18 protein-coding genes, 1 tRNA gene and 1 pseudogene are annotated in these 20,533 nt (G+C 58.3%); 7 read left to right on the forward strand and 13 right to left on the reverse strand.

What is annotated here, in order from left to right:
- Positions 1-17: 17 nt before the first annotated feature.
- The gene (gene eco, locus MMW58_RS09035; RefSeq protein WP_041146517.1) at positions 18-509 is read right to left on the reverse strand and encodes a serine protease inhibitor ecotin; all 492 of its coding nucleotides are present in this window, start codon (positions 507-509) and stop codon (positions 18-20) included.
- A gap of 367 nt (positions 510-876) precedes the next feature.
- Between eco and MMW58_RS09040 the strand changes: the two genes are divergently transcribed.
- Positions 877-1,299 carry a hypothetical protein gene (locus MMW58_RS09040; protein WP_133599163.1) on the forward strand — a complete coding sequence of 141 codons (423 nt, stop codon included), beginning with the start codon at positions 877-879 and terminating at the stop codon, positions 1,297-1,299.
- Positions 1,300-1,397: 98 nt separating this feature from the next.
- Here MMW58_RS09040 and MMW58_RS09045 read toward each other — a convergent pair whose 3' ends face one another.
- The 4 genes from MMW58_RS09045 to MMW58_RS09060 all read right to left on the reverse strand — a co-directional run bounded on the left by MMW58_RS09045 (position 1,398) and on the right by MMW58_RS09060 (position 4,955).
- Positions 1,398-2,507, reverse strand: a complete 1,110-nt coding sequence (locus MMW58_RS09045) for an AI-2E family transporter (protein WP_133599161.1) — start codon at positions 2,505-2,507, stop codon at positions 1,398-1,400.
- A 288-nt stretch (positions 2,508-2,795) separates the two neighbouring features.
- A tRNA-Pro gene (locus MMW58_RS09050) sits at positions 2,796-2,872 on the reverse strand.
- Positions 2,873-2,947: 75 nt separating this feature from the next.
- Positions 2,948-4,708: an LPS biosynthesis-modulating metalloenzyme YejM gene (yejM, locus tag MMW58_RS09055; protein WP_159236731.1), complete on the reverse strand. Its 1,761-nt coding sequence runs from the start codon at positions 4,706-4,708 to the stop codon at positions 2,948-2,950.
- A gap of 19 nt (positions 4,709-4,727) precedes the next feature.
- Positions 4,728-4,955: a YejL family protein gene (locus MMW58_RS09060; protein WP_015583825.1), complete on the reverse strand. Its 228-nt coding sequence runs from the start codon at positions 4,953-4,955 to the stop codon at positions 4,728-4,730.
- A gap of 190 nt (positions 4,956-5,145) precedes the next feature.
- Here MMW58_RS09060 and yejK point away from each other — a divergent pair, with 190 nt between their 5' ends.
- Positions 5,146-6,153 (forward strand): nucleoid-associated protein YejK, encoded by a 1,008-nt coding sequence (yejK, locus tag MMW58_RS09065; RefSeq protein WP_133599157.1) that lies wholly within the window; start codon positions 5,146-5,148, stop codon positions 6,151-6,153.
- Between the two features lie 41 nt (positions 6,154-6,194).
- Here the strand turns inward: yejK and MMW58_RS09070 are convergent, their stop codons facing one another.
- Positions 6,195-6,959, reverse strand: coding sequence for a DeoR/GlpR family DNA-binding transcription regulator (locus MMW58_RS09070; RefSeq protein ID WP_133599154.1), 765 nt, complete (start codon positions 6,957-6,959; stop codon positions 6,195-6,197).
- Positions 6,960-7,050: 91 nt separating this feature from the next.
- Between MMW58_RS09070 and MMW58_RS09075 the strand changes: the two genes are divergently transcribed.
- Positions 7,051-7,671, forward strand: a complete 621-nt coding sequence (locus MMW58_RS09075; protein WP_241723154.1) for an NUDIX domain-containing protein — start codon at positions 7,051-7,053, stop codon at positions 7,669-7,671.
- On the opposite strand, the pseudogene MMW58_RS09080 reads toward MMW58_RS09075, so the two are convergent.
- Positions 7,668-8,981, reverse strand: a pseudogene (locus MMW58_RS09080) (serine hydrolase domain-containing protein). The gene MMW58_RS09075 and the pseudogene MMW58_RS09080 overlap by 4 nt on opposite strands.
- Before the next feature lie 106 nt (positions 8,982-9,087).
- On the opposite strand from MMW58_RS09080, the gene MMW58_RS09085 reads away from it, so the two are divergent.
- On the forward strand, positions 9,088-9,978 hold the full coding sequence (locus MMW58_RS09085) for a LysR family transcriptional regulator (protein ID WP_241723155.1): 891 nt from the start codon (positions 9,088-9,090) through the stop codon (positions 9,976-9,978).
- Positions 9,979-10,035: 57 nt separating this feature from the next.
- On the opposite strand, the gene rplY is transcribed toward MMW58_RS09085, so the two are convergent.
- Both rplY and MMW58_RS09095 read right to left on the reverse strand, forming a co-directional pair.
- On the reverse strand, positions 10,036-10,320 hold the full coding sequence (gene rplY / locus MMW58_RS09090; RefSeq protein WP_095100671.1) for a 50S ribosomal protein L25: 285 nt from the start codon (positions 10,318-10,320) through the stop codon (positions 10,036-10,038).
- A 137-nt stretch (positions 10,321-10,457) separates the two neighbouring features.
- Complete coding sequence (locus tag MMW58_RS09095) at positions 10,458-12,215, reverse strand: DEAD/DEAH box helicase (protein WP_133599149.1); 1,758 nt, start codon at positions 12,213-12,215, stop codon at positions 10,458-10,460.
- Between the two features lie 147 nt (positions 12,216-12,362).
- On the opposite strand from MMW58_RS09095, the gene rsuA reads away from it, so the two are divergent.
- From rsuA to MMW58_RS09110, 3 genes are all read left to right on the forward strand, one after another.
- The gene (gene rsuA / locus MMW58_RS09100; RefSeq protein ID WP_045855922.1) at positions 12,363-13,082 is read left to right on the forward strand and encodes a 16S rRNA pseudouridine(516) synthase RsuA; all 720 of its coding nucleotides are present in this window, start codon (positions 12,363-12,365) and stop codon (positions 13,080-13,082) included.
- The gene (locus MMW58_RS09105; RefSeq protein WP_133599147.1) at positions 13,079-14,275 is read left to right on the forward strand and encodes a Bcr/CflA family multidrug efflux MFS transporter; all 1,197 of its coding nucleotides are present in this window, start codon (positions 13,079-13,081) and stop codon (positions 14,273-14,275) included. The genes rsuA and MMW58_RS09105 overlap by 4 nt, the downstream gene beginning before the upstream one ends.
- A gap of 331 nt (positions 14,276-14,606) precedes the next feature.
- Positions 14,607-14,951 carry a YejG family protein gene (locus MMW58_RS09110; protein ID WP_041147706.1) on the forward strand — a complete coding sequence of 115 codons (345 nt, stop codon included), beginning with the start codon at positions 14,607-14,609 and terminating at the stop codon, positions 14,949-14,951.
- A gap of 3 nt (positions 14,952-14,954) precedes the next feature.
- Here MMW58_RS09110 and yejF read toward each other — a convergent pair whose 3' ends face one another.
- The 4 genes from yejF to MMW58_RS09130 are packed head-to-tail and all read right to left on the reverse strand — an operon-like array spanning position 14,955 to position 20,480.
- Entirely contained in the window at positions 14,955-16,544 is a 1,590-nt protein-coding gene (yejF, locus tag MMW58_RS09115; RefSeq protein WP_241723156.1) for a microcin C ABC transporter ATP-binding protein YejF, read from the reverse strand.
- A gap of 1 nt (position 16,545) precedes the next feature.
- The gene (locus tag MMW58_RS09120) at positions 16,546-17,571 is read right to left on the reverse strand and encodes a microcin C ABC transporter permease (RefSeq protein WP_133599143.1); all 1,026 of its coding nucleotides are present in this window, start codon (positions 17,569-17,571) and stop codon (positions 16,546-16,548) included.
- Positions 17,571-18,665: a microcin C ABC transporter permease YejB gene (locus MMW58_RS09125; RefSeq protein ID WP_241723157.1), complete on the reverse strand. Its 1,095-nt coding sequence runs from the start codon at positions 18,663-18,665 to the stop codon at positions 17,571-17,573. The genes MMW58_RS09120 and MMW58_RS09125 overlap by 1 nt, the downstream gene beginning before the upstream one ends.
- A 9-nt stretch (positions 18,666-18,674) precedes the next feature.
- Positions 18,675-20,480 carry an extracellular solute-binding protein gene (locus tag MMW58_RS09130; RefSeq protein WP_133599453.1) on the reverse strand — a complete coding sequence of 602 codons (1,806 nt, stop codon included), beginning with the start codon at positions 20,478-20,480 and terminating at the stop codon, positions 18,675-18,677.
- Between the last annotated feature and the right edge of the window lie 53 nt (positions 20,481-20,533).

Consider the following 20,533-nt stretch of genomic DNA (forward strand, 5'->3'; position numbering starts at 1 on the left):
TTTCTTATTGCCCGCGGTTAGCGCTCGACGGCATTACCGATAGTTTCGTCTGCTCGCCAGATTCGGTACTTCACCTGTACGTTATCCGGCGTGTAAACCACCACCGGCAGCCTGCTGTTGTAGCGCAGCATGCCGGCGTCACCCAGCCCTGCGGTGACAAACTTCTCCACCTTCTTCCCGTCCGGGCAGGCCATCATGGTCGAAACCGGCGACGTCACTTTATCAAAGACGAAATAGTCGTAGCCCCAGCCTTCGAGGGTTTTGCTTTCCAGCTGACCCCCCAGGCGATGGCGGTTGCAGTCGACTTCCAGCGTCTGGCCAATCAGCAGCTCAACTTTATAGGCCGATTCGTCCTGCTGCGGCGGCAGCTGGATCACCTGACGCTTCATGCCTTTCTCCGCTTTCGGATAGGGCGCAATCTTTTCCAGAGGCTGTTCGGCGGCCAGTGCGCTGGTGGAGACACAGGCAACGGTCAGCAGGGAAACAGCAAACGTAGCGATTTTTTTCACGATCGATCATCCTTTGTTATCGTTCTTCAACGCTAAAAGGCTATCACTGTTTGCGCTATTAGTAAGAGTTATTTACCAATATTTGCATATAAAATAGCGTGATATGCTGTTTTATTGTTGTGGTGTATAGGAATTTACTGAAAGTAATCTTAACTAAAGAACTATTGTCCACTGAATTGTATAGGTTTATCGCACCATGCTTTTCTTCGCGAAACCAGCATTGATAATCATCAATGAAAAACTTAATTTTCGCATGAAATTATTTCAGTCGCGCCGCGTAATATTCACCGCTTAGAATGATTCACCAGGGAAATTAATTGAAACGGAATTGTTATTAAAATTAGATTATTTATATGAGTGATGATAGATGAAAGTGAATAAAGCCATGTTGGCCGCGGTACTGGGGATGACGGCAGCCTTAGCGGGCTGTACCTCCGAGGCGCAGCGTTTAGCCAGCTGTGAAGCCAAAGGCGTATCGAAAGATACCTGTTATTTAGCTGAGCAAAATAAACAAGCTGCCCTTAACGCCGCCTATGAGAAACAGGCGATGGAGAACGCTGCCAGCGCCGTACAGCACGCACAAGGCGCTAAGGGTAACGTAAAGCACTTTGCGGGGATGGAGATCAAGTCCACCGGTACCGGGATTACCGTTGACGGTAAACCGGCTGCGGTGATTGAGAAGGAGCCTAAGGCAACGGTCTACCAGCAGGGGCTGTACAATTTTATTGTTTATACCAACGGCAAGATTGCGGTGACTGAAAACGGCACTTTCAAAGGCTACGCAAAATAAGAGTATGGCTCGCGCCGCGAACACCAGGAGGGGCAGGCGGCTCCTCCTGGTTTTTGTCAGCCGCCGCCTAAGGCAGCTGACGTCGCGCCGCTAACGGCTTACTCGTCGCGGGGTAGCTTGCCTTCCTCGATAAACTCTTCATCAATTTCATCGGTATTACCGGCGTGTTCGCGGCCTGAGAGCAGATTCCAGCAGGCGATAAACAGCGCGGCGATCAGCGGACCGATCACAAAGCCGTTAATACCGTAAATCTCCATTCCTCCGAGGGTGGCGATCAGAATCATGTAGTCCGGCATTTTAGTATCTTTACCCACCAGCAGCGGACGCAGGATGTTGTCCACCAGCCCGATAACGATCACGAAGAAGCCGACGACAAACGCCCCTTGCCATAGCTGATCGGTGGCGAAGAGGAAGATGGCCGCGGGAACCCAGACGATGGCTGAACCTACCGCCGGGATCAGCGACAGAAACGCCATGATCGCGCCCCACAAAATGCTGCCGTCAATTCCGGCAACGTAGAAGGCAATTCCGCCCAGGATGCCCTGGACCAGAGCGACGGCGACGGTACCCTTCACGGTTGCCCTGGCGACGGCGGCAAATTTGGCAAACAGGTGCTGCTTAACGTAATTCGACAGCGGCAGGGATTCGAGGATCAGCAGCACCAGATACGGGCCATCCTTGAGCAGGAAAAACAGCAGATACAGCATGACGCCAAAGCTAATGGTAAAGCCGAAAGTCCCTTTACCAATCAGAAATGCGCTGCCAGCCAGGTACTGGCCTCCTTTCAGCGCCGCGTCTGAGAGCTGTTTCTGAATCTGCTCGGCGCTGTCGAGATTATGCTCAGAGAGGAAGCTTCTGACCCACTCCGGGAGATGGGCAAACAGGCTCGCCACTACCGACGGAAACTGGGTGTCATTGTGCTCAAGCTTGGTGTAAACCACGTTCAGCTCAAGCGCCAGCGAGGAGATAATAATCGCCAGCGGAGTGAAGACAATCAGGCAGATAATCGCCACGGTGAGCAGTGAGGCCAGGCCATTACGTTCACCAAGCTTAGCGCGGATCTTGTTCTTCACCGGATTGAAGATCACGGCCAGAATCGCCGCCCACAGAATGGCTGAGTAATAGGGAGAAAGAACATCAAAAAAGGCAAGGCTGACTATCAGCAGAATCAGGATAAAAAATCCCTTGGTAATTCCATTAACTCTCATATTTATCTTCCTGGCGTATGACTGATACAGTCGAATGATAGAAGCTATTCCTCGATTTACAATCAGCGCTATCGCAGTTTATTTTGCGGCGCGGCTCAAGAGCGGCGCCGCGGGCAGGTTTGCGTCACCTTTTGGGCACAAAGAACCGATGAGGGGATATTTTATAGGTTCTGATACGCAGGAATAGCGAGTAAGCGTGGGGTTATTGTCCGGGCCCACTCGTTAACGCCCCGGCGAAAAACAGGCATAAAAAAACCAGCCTTAAAAGGCTGGTTTCTCAGGGATTTTTGGTCGGCACGAGAGGATTTGAACCTCCGACCCCCGACACCCCATGACGGTGCGCTACCAGGCTGCGCTACGTGCCGACGCGTGGCGGTAATATTACCCGTTCTCCTGGCGAATGCAAGCGGGGAACGACCAATTGATTCATAATTAATCAATCAGTTAGCGATAAAGCGCTTTTCATCCGTCAGGATCTGCAGCAGCAGGCTGAGCTGCGGTTTGCGATTGTCGATCTTCTTACCGTCGCTATTCCAGGTGCTGTAGGTTCCGTTGTGGTTCAACACTACGGTGACCTCCGGTGAGGTGACCGCCAGCGTATCGCCGTTCGCCGCGGTGACCCAGCCGCGGCGGCGCGCAGGGCTAAACAGGTCCTCACCCTGCGAATACTCGTTCGCCGGGGTAGAGACGTGCAGCAGGCGCTGCATCAGCGTGGTCATCACGTCTTTGTTATCGGTCAGCGTCGCGATATTCTGCGCCGGAACGCCCGGCCAGTGAATCACCAGCGGAACCTGCAGCTGATCTCTCGACCAGTCAAACTTGCCGTGCTGAGGATTAAGCGGCATGCCGTGACCGGCGGTGACGATAACCACCGTGTTATCCAGCTTGCCCGCCTCGCGAAGAGCGCTGAGCACCCGGCCAATCTGCGTATCGACCTCGCCCGCCGCGCGGCTATAGCGGCGCACGAAGTTCTGCTGCTGGCCGTCGTCAAGCGAGGTGCCGTTGAGCGAAATCCACGAGAACCAGCGGTTTTCATCCTGAGCGTAGCGATTCAGCCAGCCAATCCACTGATTTGCCGTCTGCTCATCGCTTTGGGTTTTGGCGACCGGCAGCGAGAAGTCGGACAGCAGCGCCTGGCGATAGAGCGGGCTGCTGAAGCCGTCGGAAGAGAACAGGCCCAGCTGATAGCCCTGCTGGTTGAGTGCGGTAATCAGCGCGGCCGGAATACGGGCCGACAGCACGCCGTCCATATAGCCTGGTGAAATGCCGTAGAACAGGCCAAAAATACCGTTATCGGTGCTGTTGCCTGAGCTCATATGCTGGGTAAAGTTGACGCTATCTTTGGCGAAGCCGGCAAGCTCCGGCATGTTCTTCTCGAAACGCGAGTAGTTCAGGTTATCAACGGTAATCAGCAGCACGTTATAGCCGGCGCCGAGGTCGCGATAGCGCAGATCGCTCAGCGGATACTGTACTGAGACGGCTTCCGGAGCGCCTTGCTCCACCAGGCGACGCTGGTAATCCTGCGCGTCCAGCAGGCCGTGTTTCTCAAGGAAGCGGCGCGCGGTCATCGGATAGGAGAGCGGCAGGTTCGCCCGCTGCATGGTAATCGGACGATAGAAATTAGCATCCGCCCAGATATAGATCAGGTGGCTGCTGATAAAAGAGATAAAGAAAAGCCAGGCGACGGGGCGCGCGTAGTGGCGGCGGCGCGTCAGGCTGCGCAGCTTCTGCCAGCTCCAGGTCGCAAAGAGCATTTCCAGCAGGAAGATAATCGGCACGCTGATAAACATCAGCTGCCAGTCCCGCGCCATCTCGTTCTGATCCGGGTTAATAACCAGTTCCCAGACGATAGGGTTAAGATGCAGGTGGAAGCGGGTGAAAACTTCGCTATCAATCAGCAGCAGCGTCATTCCTGCGGTGGCCAAAATGACCGACAGGAAGCGCATAAGCCGCTGTGATATCACGACAAAGGTTAGCGGAAAGAGGATCAGTACGTAGCTGGTAAAGACCAGGAAACTGAAGTGACCAACGAGGCTGACGTACGAAAAAATGCGTCCGCCCAGCGTCGTTGGCCAGTCGGCGACAAAAAGATAGCGGCTGCCGAGCACCATAGCCAACAACATGTTGAACAGGGCGAACCAGTGCCCCCAGCTGACCATCTGGGAGACTTTTTCTCGGTAGGGCTGACGAAGAGTCACCATATAAAGTTGTTGGTTATCCTTAGTGCGCCGGGTCGTCGTTGATTGAGGACTGCAGAGCCTGGGCAAAAGAACGGGCGATCGCCTGACGCTGCGCCGGCGCGACGCTACTATTGATCAGGTTGGTCACCATATTGCCTAGCACCATCAGTGAAAGGTCAACGGGGGCTTTGTGTGTTTCCAGCACGTTGGTCAGCTCGCTGAGCAGCTGTTCGACGTGTTCATCACTATAGCGGGATAATTGCGGCATAAAAGTCAAAATCTGTTTGTTCGTGAAAGGGCAACATATTACCGTAGCAGCAGCTTTTTTTCCGCATTTTTTCGCCACGGCGCAAAAGCGCGCAGGATCGCGAGTCTCCGCTAGCCGAAGAGTCACGCGCCGGTTGCGTCGCCGTCCCGGCGGTGGTTGAATACCGCCCGGTCTAAAAGGAGAGTTTAACATGAGTCTGGATATCGACCAGATTGCCCTGCATCAGTTAATTAAACGTGATGAACAAAACCTTGAGCTGGTGCTGCGCGATTCGCTGCTGGAGCCTAATGCGACGGTCGTGGAGATGATGGCCGAGCTGCATCGTGTCTACAGCGCAAAAAACAAGGCCTATGGCCTGTTTAATGAAGAGAGCGAGCTGGCCCAGGCGCTGCGCCTGCAGCGCAAAGGTGAAGAAGATTTTCTGCCGTTCAGCCGCGCGGCGACCGGTCGTCTGCGCGACGAGCTGGCGAAGTATCCCTTCGCAGAAGGCGGGATCGTTCTGTTTTGCCAGTATCGCTATCTGGCGGTTGAGTATCTGCTGGTGGCGGTGCTGAACAACCTGAGCAGCATGCGCGTCAACGAAGAGCTGGATATCAGCTCCACCCACTACCTGGACATCAATCATGCTGATATCGTGGCGCGCATTGATTTAACCGAGTGGGAGACGAACCCGGAATCGACCCGCTATCTGACCTTCCTGAAGGGCCGGGTAGGGCGCAAAGTCGCCGATTTCTTTATGGATTTCCTCGGTGCCAGCGAAGGGCTGAACGCCAAAGCGCAGAACCGCGGCCTGCTGCAGGCGGTGGATGATTTTGCCGCCGACGCGCAGCTGGATAAGTCCGAGCGGCAGAACGTGCGTCAGCAGGTTTACGCCTACTGCAGCGAGCAGCTGCAGGCCGGAGAAGAGATCGAGCTTGAATCGCTCTCTAAAGAGCTGGCGGGCGTGAGCGAGAAGAGCTTCCAGGAGTTTACCGCTGAACAGGGATATGAGCTGGAAGAGAGTTTCCCGGCGGATCGCAGTACTCTGCGGCAGCTCACCAAGTTTGCCGGCAGCGGCGGCGGGCTGACGATCAACTTTGATGCCATGCTGCTCGGCGAGCGCGTGTTCTGGGACCCGGCGACGGATACCTTGACCATCAAAGGCACGCCGCCGAATCTGCGCGATCAGCTCCAGCGCCGGACTTCCGGCGGAAGCTGAAACCAATCCCCTCGGCCGCAGGCCGGGGGGATTTCTCTCCCTTACTGCGCGTCGGCGCGGATCGTTTCAATGCCGCATTGTGCCAGCCGCGCCTGCAGCATCTCATCCACCGGGCTATCCACCACCAGCGTAGCGGCAAGGCTCAGCTCGCCGATGGCAAAAGCCGACGCCGAATTCAGCTTCTCCTGCGAGGCCATCACGATGGTTTCCGCCGCCCGCGCGGCCAGCGCCCGCTTAATGCCCGCTTCTTCATAGTCCCCGGTGGTGAAACCCGCATGATGATGTACGCCGGTGACGCCCATAAAAAACAGATCGGCGTTGATCCGCGCAATGCCTTCCAGCGCCGCGGCGCCGACGGCGACCAGCGAATGTTTAAACAGGCGGCCACCGATCAGGATCACCTCAATCAGCGGCCGATCGACCAGCGCGACGGCAATGCCGGGGCTGTGGGTCACGATGGTGCAGGCCAAATCGGCGGGCAGAAACTTCACCATCTCGGTGGTGGTGGTCCCGCCGTCAACGATAACCACCTGGCCCGGATGAATAAGCGCCGCCGCCCGGCGGGCAATCGCCTGTTTTGAATCGATTTGCACGCTTCTGCGCGTTGCTATCGGGGCAACGGCGGCCGACGCCGGCAGCGCGCCGCCGTGAACCCGCTGCAGCTTCCCTTCCGCCGCCAGCTCGCGTAAGTCGCGACGAATGGAGTCCTCCGAGACGCCAAAGCGCTGGCTGAGCTCCCCCGACATGACCTGTTTCTCGGCGCTAAGAATCTGCAAAATGAGCTGCTTTCGTTGGCTGGCGAGCATGTGGTTTCCTTCATGTTTGATCTTGTTTGTGCATGATTGTGCATGATTGTGCATGTTATGGTGCCTTCTGTCACCTGGTAAGGAGCAAAACATGCACATTGACGCACCATACGTTCGCAATATCCGCGAAACGCTGCTATCCGATAACTGGTATACGCTCAAAACATATACCTTTGAGCTGCTGCGGCGGGACGGGCGCTGGCAGGAGCAGAGCCGCGAAGCCTACGACCGCGGAAACGGTGCCGTTATTCTTCTCTACAGCCGAGAGAAAAAAACCGTGGTTCTCATCCGCCAGTTTCGCTTTCCGGTCTGGATTAACGGCCACGACGGATTTTTAATTGAGGCCGCCGCCGGGCTTTTGGATAACGCCTCCCCGGAAGAGCGAATTATCGCCGAAGCGCAGGAGGAGACGGGCTTTCGGGTGACCCGCATTGAGCGCGTTTTTACGGCCTATATGAGCCCCGGTTCGGTCACGGAAAAGCTGTACTTTTTTATTGCCGAATATTCGGCTGACGACCGGCAAAGTAGCGGCGGCGGGCTGGCGGAAGAGGGGGAAGATATCGAAGTGCTGGAGTGGCCGCTGGAGCAGGCGCTGCAGGCTATCCGCGACGGCGAGATCGTGGATGCCAAAACCATTATGCTGCTGCAGCACCTGGCGCTCAATTCAGACTCGCTCTTTGCCGCAGAACGGGCAAAGAGCGACACGGTCTAGCGCAGCTGGCGGGCGATAGCGCTGTACATCAGCGCGACCTCCAGCGGCTGGGCGCTAAACGAAGGCTCCGCCTGCGGCCAGGTTGACCACTGGACGATAACCAGATGCTCAGCGCGATTGACCATAATCACCTGGCCATATATGCCGAGCGCCCACAGGGAATCCTTCAGCCCCTGCTGAGCCGTAGGTTCGACGTTTTTGGCATTGGCCGGAATGGCGTTATTCCACCACTGGAATCCGTAAATTCCGTCCGGGTGCGCCGCGGAGACCGAGTTCTGCGCCTGAGTCCAGGCGGAGGCCATATCGAACCAGCCGTCAGGCACCAGCGATTTGCCGTTGGCCAGGCGTCCGTCGCGGGCGACAAACTCACCGAAGCGTCCCCAGTCTTCAAGCGTGGCGTTGAAGCCGTGGGCGCCGACATCGTGCTTGCCTTGCTGATAGGCATGCCACACGCCATCCTGGGCCATGCCGCCAGGCCGCCATAGCGTTTGCTCCAGCCAGGCGGCAAGCGACATGCCGGTTGCTCGCTCCACGATATCCCCCAGCAGCCACGCCCCGCCGGAGGAGTAGGACCACTGCTCCCCGGCCGGATGCGCGCGTTTCAGGGAGGCGACGATCTTACGTACGCAGTCGTAGGCCCCCGGATGCGCCTCGCACTGGGTCAGCCGCGCGAAGTGGGACTGCGGATTGGTGTAGTCTTCATTCCACTCTACGCCGGAGGTATGCTGGATAAGCTGCTTCAGGGTGACGCCGTCCCAGGCGCTGCCCTTCAGCTCCGGTTAATAATCGGTAATCAGATCATCCAAAGAGTGGATTTTCCCCTGCTGGATGGCGATACCGACCAGCGTGGAGACCACCGCTTTGCCCACCGAGCGCGACGTCCACAGCGTGGTATCGGTGTTGCCGGCGCCGAGGTACTTATAGGCAATTTTACCCTCTTTCAGTACCAGGAAACCGGTGACGTCCTGGCGCTTCAGGTAGTCCCGCAGGTTCCAGGTGTGGCCGTTTAGCGTATAGCTGACGTTGGTCAGCGGCTTATCCGCCTGCTGGAGCGCAGCGGAGGCGCCGTGGTGAAAGACGTCCCCGGCATAGTTACGATAGTCGTTACGAAAACCAATTACCCGATCGGTCCGATCCCAGGTGAGCATCTCTTTAGCCGCCGGCAGCGTTTTATCAAACGGCGTCGGGCAGGTATCGAGCAGCACGCCGCCGCACTCCTGCTGCGGCTGGGCCTGCGCCAGCGCGGCGCCGGGTAGGGCGGTAAGCATCAGCGCCAGCGCCAGCGGTTTGATCGTTTTTATACTTGTCATCAGAAATTCCTTGTTAGCCATTACAACCCGATGCGCAGTATATAAATCGTCGGCCGCAGGCTAAAATCAGCCGATGGGGGATTTTCCCCCGCAAGGATGGGATGGTATGAAAACGCTGCAGTACTCTTTTGCGCAAATTGAGGCTTTTGACACCGTCGCCGAAACGGGCTCGCTGTCGCGGGCGGCGATTCGCCTCGGCAAAGATCGCACCACGCTACGCGATCTGCTGGATTATCTGGAAGATGCGCTGGGCTACGCGCTATTCCTGCGCCACGGACGCAGCCTCGCGTTAACCGCGGAGGGGGAGCAGCTTTTTCGCCAGGCGCACCTGCTGCTGCGTCAGGCGCAGGCCTTTGAATCCTTTGCCCGGACGCTGCCGGGCACGGCCTGGCAGGAGCTGAGGGTGGCGTACGATCCTTTCGTGCCGCGTGGCTTTCTCTGTGCGCTGGCCGATAATCTTGCGCAGCGCCAGCTGCGGATGAGCTGCTGGAGCGCATCGCGTCGCGAAGCCGAGCAGGCGCTGGCCGACGGCCATGCCGACCTGGCGCTATGCCAGGCCAATAACCGCACCCTTGGCAGCGAGATGGAGTGGCGCGCGCTGGGGACCGTTGAGCTGGGATTTTATGCCGCAGAGCGGCTGTTTGCCGGCTATGCGAGGCCGCTGACGCTGCTGAACCTGGCGCTGGTGCCGCAGCTGGTGATGCATCGCCGCTCTGACGATCAGATTGCCCGCCGGCTGCAGATCTCCGGCCATACGCAGTATATGAATGAAATCACGCTGCTGCGTCACGCCATGCAGCAAGGGCAGGGCTGGGGATTTTTGGCCGATCACCTTCAGGCGCAGCGCTGGGATGGGGTGAGTAAAATCGACACCGAGGTCGGCAGTCAGGGGCTGAACGTCACGATGGTGATGCTCTGGCAGCCGGGCATGAACAAACACCAGGATCTGAAGACGGTTATCGATTTAGCGCCGGCTCTGTGGGCGCAAAGCACATAACAAAACGCCCCGGACCTTGCGGACCGGGGCGTTTCATACAACAACTGCTATCGGCTATTAAGCGCGAACGAAGTCGATGTGAGACAGTTTTGGCTTGAACGGGTGACGCTGAACAGCCTGAACCTTAACTTTCTCTTCTTTGCCATCGATAACGATGGTCAGAACTTCACCGTAGAACTCAGCTTTACCCTGAATGTTCCACAGTTTGTCCTGGTCCAGCTCAATTGCTACCGGAGTAGCTTCGCCGCCATAAATGATGGCCGGGAATTTATTAGCTGCACGCAGGCGGCGGCTCGCACCCTTACCCTGCTCTTTACGTACTTCTGCGTCGATAGTAAACATTGATGTCTCTCTATATTTAAATCCTGCTACAGGCGACCCAGCAGCAGGCAGATGATCTGCTTTGCGAATGCAAAAGCGGGCGGCATTATAGCCGCCAGAGGTTTTTACGGCAATCAAAACCTCAGCCTTAATGCCGATTAACGCAGTTCGTTGGCCCGGCGGAAGCGTCCCTGGTAGTCGAACATTTTCTCCCGCACCTGCCAGTATTGCCCCTTCATGCGGGCGACGACAAAGTCCGGATGGCGCAGCAGCCCCCGCTGAGCAAGGATATCGGCGGCGGTTATCCAGCGCAGCGGCACGCCGGGCGTGCGGGTGTGCGGGCGAATAAACAGCTGTTCAAACGCGGTGCGCTGGGCGGGCGTCTGCAGGCGGAAGCGCTCGCTGACGTCGGCGCCGTCTTCATCGTAATAGGTAATTTTCAGCCACGGGCCTTTGTCGTCGGCACCGTGCTGCAGATCCATGCCGCTACAGCGCAGCACCAGCGCGTCTTTAAGCTTCAGCGCCGCCTTCAGCATATCATCGGGATCGACGAGGATCGTGTCGCACTCGCGGCAGCGGCGGGCGGCGATATCGTTCTCCGCATTACACTGCGGGCAGTTCTTAAAGCGAAAACGAAAGTCACACTGCTCGCGATGGCCCTCATCATCCTCAAACCAGCCCTGACAGCGGCGGCCAAAATGTTCGATCAGCGTCCCGTCGGCGGTGGTTTTGCCCCAGAAGGTATTGGCAAAACCGCAGGCCGGGCAGAAGACCTGCACCGGCACGTTGTCGCTCTTGCCTTTCGGCGTCCCGACTTCGGGCGCGTAGAGGTCGTGCGGGTTGCCGGCGTAGTCGAGGATCAGGCAGTCGGTTTTTCCCGGCGCCAGGCGCAGGCCGCGACCGACGATCTGCTGGTAGAGGCTGACCGACTCGGTCGGGCGCAGAATGGCGATGAGATCGACATGCGGGGCGTCAAAGCCGGTGGTCAGCACCGCCACGTTGACCAGATAGCGGTATTGCTGGGCTTTAAACGATTCAATAATGCGGTCGCGCTGCGGGCCCGGCGTTTCGCCGGTAATCAGTTCGGCCTCGCCTGCGGGCAGCAGACCGGTGATTTCCCGCGCGTGCTCCACCGTGGAGGCGAAAATCATCACCCCTTTTCGCGTCTGGGCAAACTCAACAATCTGGCTGACGATATGCGGCGTAATGCGCTGCTGTTTTTTCAGCTCGTGATTGAGGTCGGCCTCGCTGAACAGGCCGTTGCTCTGCGCCTGAAGGCGGCTGAAATCGTACTGCACTACCGGCATATCGAGCCGCTCCGGCGGCGTCAGATAGCCGTGTTTAATCATGTAGCGCAGCGGCAGTTCATAGATGCAGTCGCGAAACAGCGCCTTCTCGTCGCCGCGCACCATACCATGATAATGGAACTGATAGATCCAGCCCTTGCCGAGGCGAAACGGCGTGGCGGTGAGCCCAAGCAGGCGCAGCTGCGGATTGACCTGCCGCAGGTGGGCGATGATTTGCTGGTACTGACTATCGTCGTCATCGCTGATGCGGTGGCACTCATCGACGATCAGCAGCGAAAACTCCCCCTGGAACTGCTCAAGGTTGCGGGCAACCGACTGTACGCTGCCGAAAACCACCTTACCGTGGCTCTCTTTGCGCTTCAGCCCGGCGGCAAAAATATCGGCTTCCAGGCCAAGGGCAAGATATTTAGCGTGGTTTTGCGCCACCAGCTCTTTGACGTGCGCCAGAACCAGCACGCGGCCGCGGGCCAGACGCGCCAGTTCGGCAATGACCAGGCTTTTGCCGGCCCCGGTCGGCAGGACGATAGCGGCGGGCTCATGGTGGCGACGAAACCAGGCTAAGGTGGCATCGACCGCCTCTTTTTGGTAGGGGCGTAGTGTAAAATTCATGGCTTCACAGGCGTTAATTAACTCGCAAATAGTATGCCACGAATCTTTTCCCTTGAGTGGCGTTAAGAGCCCGTTATACTAGCCAATGAATTTCTTCTTTTTCGGGCGCTTGCCCGCTCCAGCATTATTACAGGCTAAAAAAATCTCATGCGACTTGATAAGTTTATCGCTCAGCAACTTGGCGTCAGCAGGGCTATTGCCGGACGTGAAATACGCAGCAGCCGCGTTCTGGTGGATGGTGAAATCGTGAAAGATGCTTCGTTCAAGCTTCAGCCGGAGCATGACGTTGAGTATGACGGCAATACGCTTACCCAGCAGAACGGCCCGCGCTACTTTATGCTTAACAAGCCGCAGGGTTACGTCTGTTCTACCGACGATCCGGATCACCCGACGGTGCTCTATTTTCTTGACGTGCCGGTGGCGCACAAGCTGCATGCCGCAGGGCGTCTGGATATCGACACCACCGGCCTGGTGCTGATGACCGACGACGGGCAGTGGTCGCACCGTATAACCTCTCCGCGCCACCACTGCGAAAAAACCTATCTGGTGACGCTGGAAAACCCGGTAGCTGAAAACACCGCGGAGCAGTTCGCGCAGGGCGTTCAGCTGCACAATGAAAAAGAGCTGACCCGGCCGGCGGTTCTCGAAGTGATTACCCCGACGGAAGTCCGGCTGACCATCAGCGAAGGGCGCTACCATCAGGTTAAGCGGATGTTTGCCGCCGTGGGCAACCACGTTGTCGGCCTGCATCGTGAACGAATCGGCGCGATCGCCATGGACGACTCTCTGGCGCCCGGCGAGTATCGCCCGCTGACGGAAGAAGAGATTGCCAGCGTTGGCGTTCAGCATGCGCGGAGTAAAACGTGACGGCAAAGCAGAATTCTTCCCTGGGGATTGTGTTTATTCTTGGCCTGCTGGCCATGCTCATGCCGCTGTCGATCGATATGTATCTCCCGGCGCTGCCGGTGATCTCGGCGCAGTTTAACGTGCCGGACGGCAGCGCGCAGATGACGCTCAGTACCTATATTCTGGGCTTTGCCTTTGGCCAGCTGCTGTACGGCCCGATGGCCGACAGCATCGGCCGTAAGCCGGTTATCCTCGGGGGGACGCTGATTTTTGCCGCCGCCGCGGTGGCCTGCGCGCTGTCGCAGAGCATCGAAATGCTGATCGCCATGCGCTTCTTCCACGGCCTCGCGGCGGCGGCGGCGAGCGTGGTGATTAACGCCCTGATGCGCGATATTTATCCGAAAGAAGAGTTTTCGCGGATGATGTCGTTCGTGATGCTGGTCACCACCATCGCTCCGCTGGTCGCGCCGATGGTGGGCGGGGCGGTGCTGGTGTGGTTCAGCTGGCATGCGATATTCTGGATCCTTGCGGTGGCGGCGCTGCTGGCTTCGGCAATGATCGCGTTCTTCATTAGCGAGACCCTGCCGCCGGAGCGGCGGCAGAAGTTCCACATTCGCACGACCCTCGGCAACTTTGCCACCCTGTTCCGCCACAAGCGCGTGCTGAGCTATATGCTGGCGAGCGGCTTCAGCTTTGCCGGGATGTTCTCATTTCTGAGCGCCGGTCCGTTTGTTTACATCAAGATTAACCACGTTTCCCCGCAGCACTTCGGCTACTACTTTGCGCTGAACGTGGCCTTCCTGTTCGTCATGACCATGATTAACAGCCGCTTTGTCCGGCGGGTTGGGGCGCTGAATATGTTCCGCGCCGGGCTGTGGATCCAGTTCGCAATGGCCGTGTGGATGGTAGTCTGCGCGCTGTTTGATGTCGGCTTCTGGGCGCTGGTGTTCGGCGTGGCCGCGTTTATCGGCTGCGTGTCGATGGTCTCCTCGAACGCGATGGCGGTCATTCTTGATGAGTTCCCGCATATGGCCGGGACGGCCTCTTCGCTGGCGGGAACCTTCCGCTTCGGCATCGGCGCGATTGTCGGGGCGCTGCTGTCGATGGCAACCTTCACCACCGCCTGGCCGATGCTGATCTCTATCGCTTTCTGCGCCAGCAGCTCCATTCTCTTCTACCTCTACGCCAGCCGGCGGCGAAAAGTCGCGCTTTGAATCGCATTTAAGGGGGCTAATTCAGCCCCTTTTTTGATGCATATCAACCGCGGCGGGCTTCGTTATTCTGCTATTTGTTTCTTTTATGTAAAATCAATTAGTGTAAAAAGTCGCAATGTTGCGATAAAAAAGTTGTTTTGGATCACAGAAACGGGTACATATAGCCCCGATCGGTTCCGCAGCGAAACTATAAAGTTCTGGATAATAAGCGGTTAACCCCGGCGCCGCGTCGGTGTAAACGTTTTCCACGCTGATACAGGACTAGTTGTCAACAATGTGTTAATATTGATGTAAATTTATTGTGAAGCATTTTGCTTCCGGGGAAAACCAGGTGAATACACAGCAACTCTCTATCGTACACCGACTGCCGCAAAGCTATCGCTGGCTGGCCGGTTTTGCGGGTTCAAGAGTTGAACCGATTCCGCAAAACGGCGCGCAGAGCGAAAATAGCCTCGTGGCGCTGAAGTTACTCAGCCCGGACGGCGAGAAAGCGTGGCCGGTTATGCATAAGCTTAGCCAGGCGCTCAGCGACATCGAAGTCGACTGCTCCATCGTTGAGTGTGAAGGGGAGCCGTGCCTGTTTGTCAACATGCAGGACGAGTTCGCCGCCACCTGTCGGCTGAAAAATTTCGGCGTAGCCATTGCCGAGCCCTTCTCCGGCAACAACCCGTTCTGACCGTCAGCCCAGCGCCAGCAGCTGGCGGGTATACTCCTGCTGCGGAGCGGTAAATACGCGCTCGCACTCTCCCTGTTCGACCACCTCTCCTTGCCGCAGCACCATCACCTGATGGCATAGCGTCCGCACGACGCGCAGATCGTGGCTGATAAAAATATAGGCCAGCTGGTGCTTTTGCTGTAAAGCTTTCAGCAGGGCTAAGATTTGCGCCTGTACGGTCTTATCCAGCGACGAGGTCGGCTCATCCAGGACGATAAGCTGAGGCTTAACGATCAGCGCCCGGGCGATGGCAATACGCTGCCGCTGGCCGCCGGAAAACTCGGCCGGGTAGCGCAGGCGCGTTTGCGCATCCAGCCCCACCTCCTGCATCACCTGAATAACCGCCCGTTCACGCTCGGTGGGGGTGAGCGTCGGCTGGTGGACGCGCAGCCCCTCCTCAATAATCTGTAAAACGTTTAGCCGCGGGTTCAGCGACGAGTTTGGATCCTGAAACACGACCTGCATCCGGCGGCGTAGCGGCAGCATCTGCCGACGGCTGCGGCCCTGCAGCGTCTGGCCATCAAAGGCAATAATCCCTTCCGAGGCAATCAGGCGCAGCAGCGCCAGCCCGGTGGTGCTTTTGCCGGAACCCGATTCGCCCACCAGTCCCAGAGTTTCCCCCGCGCGTAGCTGAAAGCTCAGGGCGTTCACCACCCGATTATGCTCAACCACCCGGCGCAGAAGTCCCCGACGAACCGGGAAGGCGACGCTGAGCCCGCTCGCCGCGAGCAGCAGCGGCGCATCGGGCGCCAGCGGAACCGGCAGTCCCGCCGGTTCGCTATCCAGCAGGCGGCGGGTATAGGGATGCTGAGGGGCCGAGAAAAGGGCGCGACAGCCGTTCTGCTCGACGCAGCGCCCGTTTTGCATCACCGCCACGCGGTCGGCGAGCTGGCGGACGATGCTCAGGTTATGGGTGATAAACAGCAGCCCCATGTTCAGCTCCTGCTTCAGCTCCCGCAGCAGCTGCAGAATTTGCGCCTGCACCGAGACGTCCAGCGCGGTGGTCGGCTCGTCGGCAATCAGCAGCTCCGGGCGGGTGAGCAGGGCCATGGCGATCATCACCCGCTGGCGTTCGCCGCCGGAGAGCTGATGCGGATAGTCCGCCAGCCGGCGAGGGGCCTGGCGAATGCCGACGCGCTCCAGGCAGTCGAGAATCTCTCCCCGGGCGGCTTCTTTGCGCATTCCGCGATGCAGAGAGAGCACTTCATAGAGCTGCTTTTCCAGGGTGTGCAGCGGATTGAGTGACACCATCGGCTCCTGAAAAATCATCGCAATACGGTTGCCGCGCACCCCGCGCAGGGTTCGCTCATCGGCATGCAGCAGCGACTGGCCGTGAAAGCGGATATCGCCGCTGGGGTAGCTTACCGGCGGCGAGGGGAGCAGGCGCAGCACCGACAGCGCGGAAACGCTCTTGCCGGAGCCGGATTCGCCCACCAGCGCCAGGGTTTCCCCCGCCGCAATGTGCAGCGACAGTTCGCTGACGACGGTCTGGGTTTCGCCCTGCTGGCGAAAGGCGATGGAGAGATTGTCGATTTCTAACAGAGGCTGCGCCATCTTATACCGCCTTACTCGGGTCGAAGGCGTCGCGAACCGCTTCACCAATGAAAATTAAAAGCGTTAACAGTACCGCGACGGACAAAAAGGCGGCGATCCCCAGCCACGGCGCCTGCAGGTTGTTTTTCCCCTGCAGCAGCAGCTCGCCAAGCGAAGGCGAGCCCAGAGGCAGGCCGAAGCCCAGAAAATCCAGCGAAGTCAGAGTGGTAATCGAGCTGCAGAGAATAAACGGCAGGAAGGTGAGGGTGGCGACCATCGCGTTGGGCAGCATATGGCGCAGGATAATGCTGCGGTCGTTAACCCCCAGCGCCTGCGCCGCGCGGATATAGTCGTAGTTACGGGTGCGCAGGAACTCGGCGCGCACCACGCCCACCAGCGTCATCCAGCCGAAGAGGACGGTAATCGCCAGCAGCCACCAGAAGCCGGGCTGCACGACGCTGGAGAGGAGAATAATCAAAAACAGCGTCGGCATTCCCGACCACACTTCAATAAAGCGCTGCCCCCAGAGGTCGATTTTGCCGCCGTAGTATCCCTGGATGGCGCCCGCCAGCACGCCGAGAACGCTGGAAAAGAGGGTTAGCAGCAGGCCGAACAGAATGGAGATCCGCGTTCCGTAGAGGATCCGCGCCAGCACGTCGCCGCCGTTGGCGTCGGTGCCCAGCCAGTTCTGCGATGACGGCGGCGAGGGGAAGGGGGATTGGGTGGCAAAGTTGATGGTCGTCGCCCCGAAGCGCACCGGCGCCCACAGCACCCAGCCGTGAGCCTCGAGCTGCTTCTGCAGCCACGGATCCTGATAGTCGGCGGCGGTGGCAAAGTCGCCGCCGAAGGTCTTCTCGCTATACTCTTTTAAGAGCGGAACGTACAGGCTGCCGCGGTACTGCACCAGCAGCGGGCGGTCGTTGGCGATCAGCTCCGCGCCGAGGCTGCAGACGAAGAAGATTAAAAATAGCCAAAGCGACCAGTAGCCGCGGCGGTTGTGGCGAAAACGCGCCCAGCGGGCCTGGTTGACGGGACTCAAAAATGACATCAGCGGCCCTCAAAATCGATACGCGGGTCGACCAGCGTGTAGCAAATATCGCTGACGATATTAAGCAGCAGGCCAATCAGCGTAAAAATATACAACGTGCCAAACATCACCGGATAGTCGCGCGAAACCGTCGCCTCATAGCCCAGCAGCCCGAGGCCGTTGAGGGAGAACATCACCTCGATCAGCAGCGAACCGGTAAAGAACATGCTGATAAACATCGCCGGGAAACCGGCTATAACCAGCAGCATGGCGTTGCGGAACACGTGGCGCCACAAAATCTGCTTTTCACTTACCCCTTTGGCGCGGGCGGTGACCACGTACTGCTTGCGGATCTCATCCAGAAAGCTGTTTTTGGTCAGCATGGTGAGCGCCGCAAAGCCGCCAATCACCGTCGCCAGCACCGGCAGCGTGATGTGCCAGAGGTAGTCGAGGATCTTCTGATACCACGGCAGGCTGTCGAAATTAGCCGAGACCAGCCCGCGCAGCGGGAACAGGTCGAAATAGCTGCCTCCGGCGAAAATAACGATCAGCAGAATCGCGAACAGGAATGCCGGGATCGCGTAGCCGATGATAATCAGCGTGCTGCTCCAGATATCAAAATGGCTGCCGTTGCTGACGGCTTTACGGATCCCGAGCGGGATCGACACCAGGTAGATAATCAGCGTGCTCCACAGGCCGAGGCTAATGGAGACCGGCATACTGTTTTTGATCAGCTGCAGCACCGAGGCGCTGCGAAACAGGCTGTCGCCAAAATCAAAGCGCAGGTAGTCGCCGAGCATTTTTAGGTAGCGCTCGTGGAGGGGCTTATCAAAGCCGTAGCGATGGGTTATCTCGGCGATGACCTCCGGGTCGAGGCCGCGCCCGCCGCGATAGTGGCCCTCGCTGACGTTGCTAACGCCGGTGCGCGCGTGGCTGGCGGCCATTCCGCTGTCGCCCGCGCCGGGCATCGCGCCGTGATTGCCGAACTCAACGGCGGCAATGGCCTGATCGACCGGGCCGCCGGGGGCAATCTGAACGATAAAAAAGTTGATCGTAACGATCGCCCACAGGGTGGGGATAATCAGCAGCAGTCGGCGGATCAGGTATGCGCCCATCGTCGTTCCTCAGCGTCTGTCCGCGGGCAGTTTTGCCGCTTTGTTAACGTCATACCACCAGCTGTCAAAGCCGGAGGAGTATACCGGCCGCGTTGGCGGGAACGAGAACTTGTCCCAGCGGGCCGTTCTGTCCTGCGCCATATACCACATCGGCAGCATGTAGTAGTTCCAGGTGAGCACCCGGTCCAGCGCGCGGCCTAAGGGCAGCAGCTTCTGCTTATTGCCCTGCCAGCGAATAATCTGCGCGATAAGGCGATCCACGACCGGGCTTTGTACCCCCGGCGCGTTGTAGCTGGAGTGAATATAGGCCGAGTCCCAGGAGATCTGCAGGTCGGTACCGGGCCACGGCGTCGCGCGCCAGACCACCGGCATCATATCGTAATCCCGGCTGCGGCGGCGATTGCTGTACTGGGAATTATCAACCTGGCGAATATCCATGGTGATGCCGAGACGCAGCAGGTTGTGCTGAAAGGGCAGCACCCAGCGATCGTTACCGCCGGCGGGCAGCAGCAGCTCAAAACGCAGCGGCTTCCCGCTCTTGCCGTTCACCCGGCGCTGGTTTTTCAACACCCACCCGGCCCGGTTGAGCAGGTCGTCCGCCTTCAGCAGATTCGCCCGATCGAAACCGCCGCCGTCGGATTGCGGCGGCTGATAGAGCGCGGTGAAGACCTCGGGCGGCAAATCTTTTTTCATCGGCGTCAGCAGGGCTAGCTCATCGGCATCGGGCGCCGCGCGGGCCGCGTACTCGGTATTCTGGAAATAGCTGTTGGCGCGGCTGTAGGCGTTGTAAAACAGCGCCTTGTTCATCCATTCAAAATCGAAGGCGAGGGTAATGGCCTCGCGCACCTGACGATCGGCAAAAACCGGGCGCTGAATATTGAAGGCCAGCCATTGGGTATCCTGCGCCGAGGTATTCTGATACTCATCCTTCACGATGTAGCCGCGCGTAAAGTTGCGCCCTACGTAGCGGGTGGCCCAGTTTTTGGCCATCGTCTCTTCCCGCCGGTCTACCGCGCCGGCCTTAAAGGCCTCAAAGGCGACGTTATCGTCGAGATAGTAGTCGTAGCGGAGCGTATCGAAGTTCCAGCGCCCGCGGTTGACCGCAAGATTGGCCGCCCAGTAGGTTTTAACGCGCGAGTAAACGATGTACTGACCCATCCGCCAGTCGGTAATGCGATAGGGGCCGCTGGCCAGCGGCGGGGTGGAGAGCGGATCGCTGAGCTTATGGTCGCGCCAGAATTTTTCCGGCATCACCGGCAGGGTGAACAGGCTGAGCATGTTCTCTTTGCCCGCCTGGCCTAACTCAATGCGCACGGTGAGCGGGGCGATGGCCTTGACGCTTGTGCCTTTGTAGTACAGGCGAAACTGCGGGACGCCTTCGGTCATAAACTTCTGGAAGGTAAAAGCGACGTCGCTGGCGCGGATCGGCGTGCCGTCATGAAAGCGGGCCTGCGGATTGAGGGTGACCTCCACCCACGAAAAGTCATCGGCGTAGCGCGCCCCGTCGGCAATCAGCGGATAGTAGCTGCCCGCTTCGTCGTCGGAGGTGGTGAACAGCGTATCGTACAGGGCATCGGTACGCACGCCGGGGTTGCCGCGCAGCGCATAGCGGTTGAAGTTGTCGAAGGTGCCAATGGAGGCGAGCGTGATGCCGCCGCCTTTTGGCGCCGTCGGGTCGGCGTAGGCGAAATGACTAAAGCCGTCAGGATATTTCGGCTCGCCGATAATGGCGAAGCTGTGGCTTTCTTTCACGGCCTGCGCCTGACCGTTAAGGCTAATAAAGGTAACTAATATCAGGCAAATACGCGCGAACATGGCCAGGTTATTATCCTCTGTTAGCAGGCCCTGAGCGGGCCCGTCCATAGATT

This window comes from Klebsiella sp. HC6, assembly GCF_022605325.1.
Taxonomy (GTDB): Bacteria; Pseudomonadota; Gammaproteobacteria; order Enterobacterales; family Enterobacteriaceae; genus Klebsiella; species Klebsiella terrigena.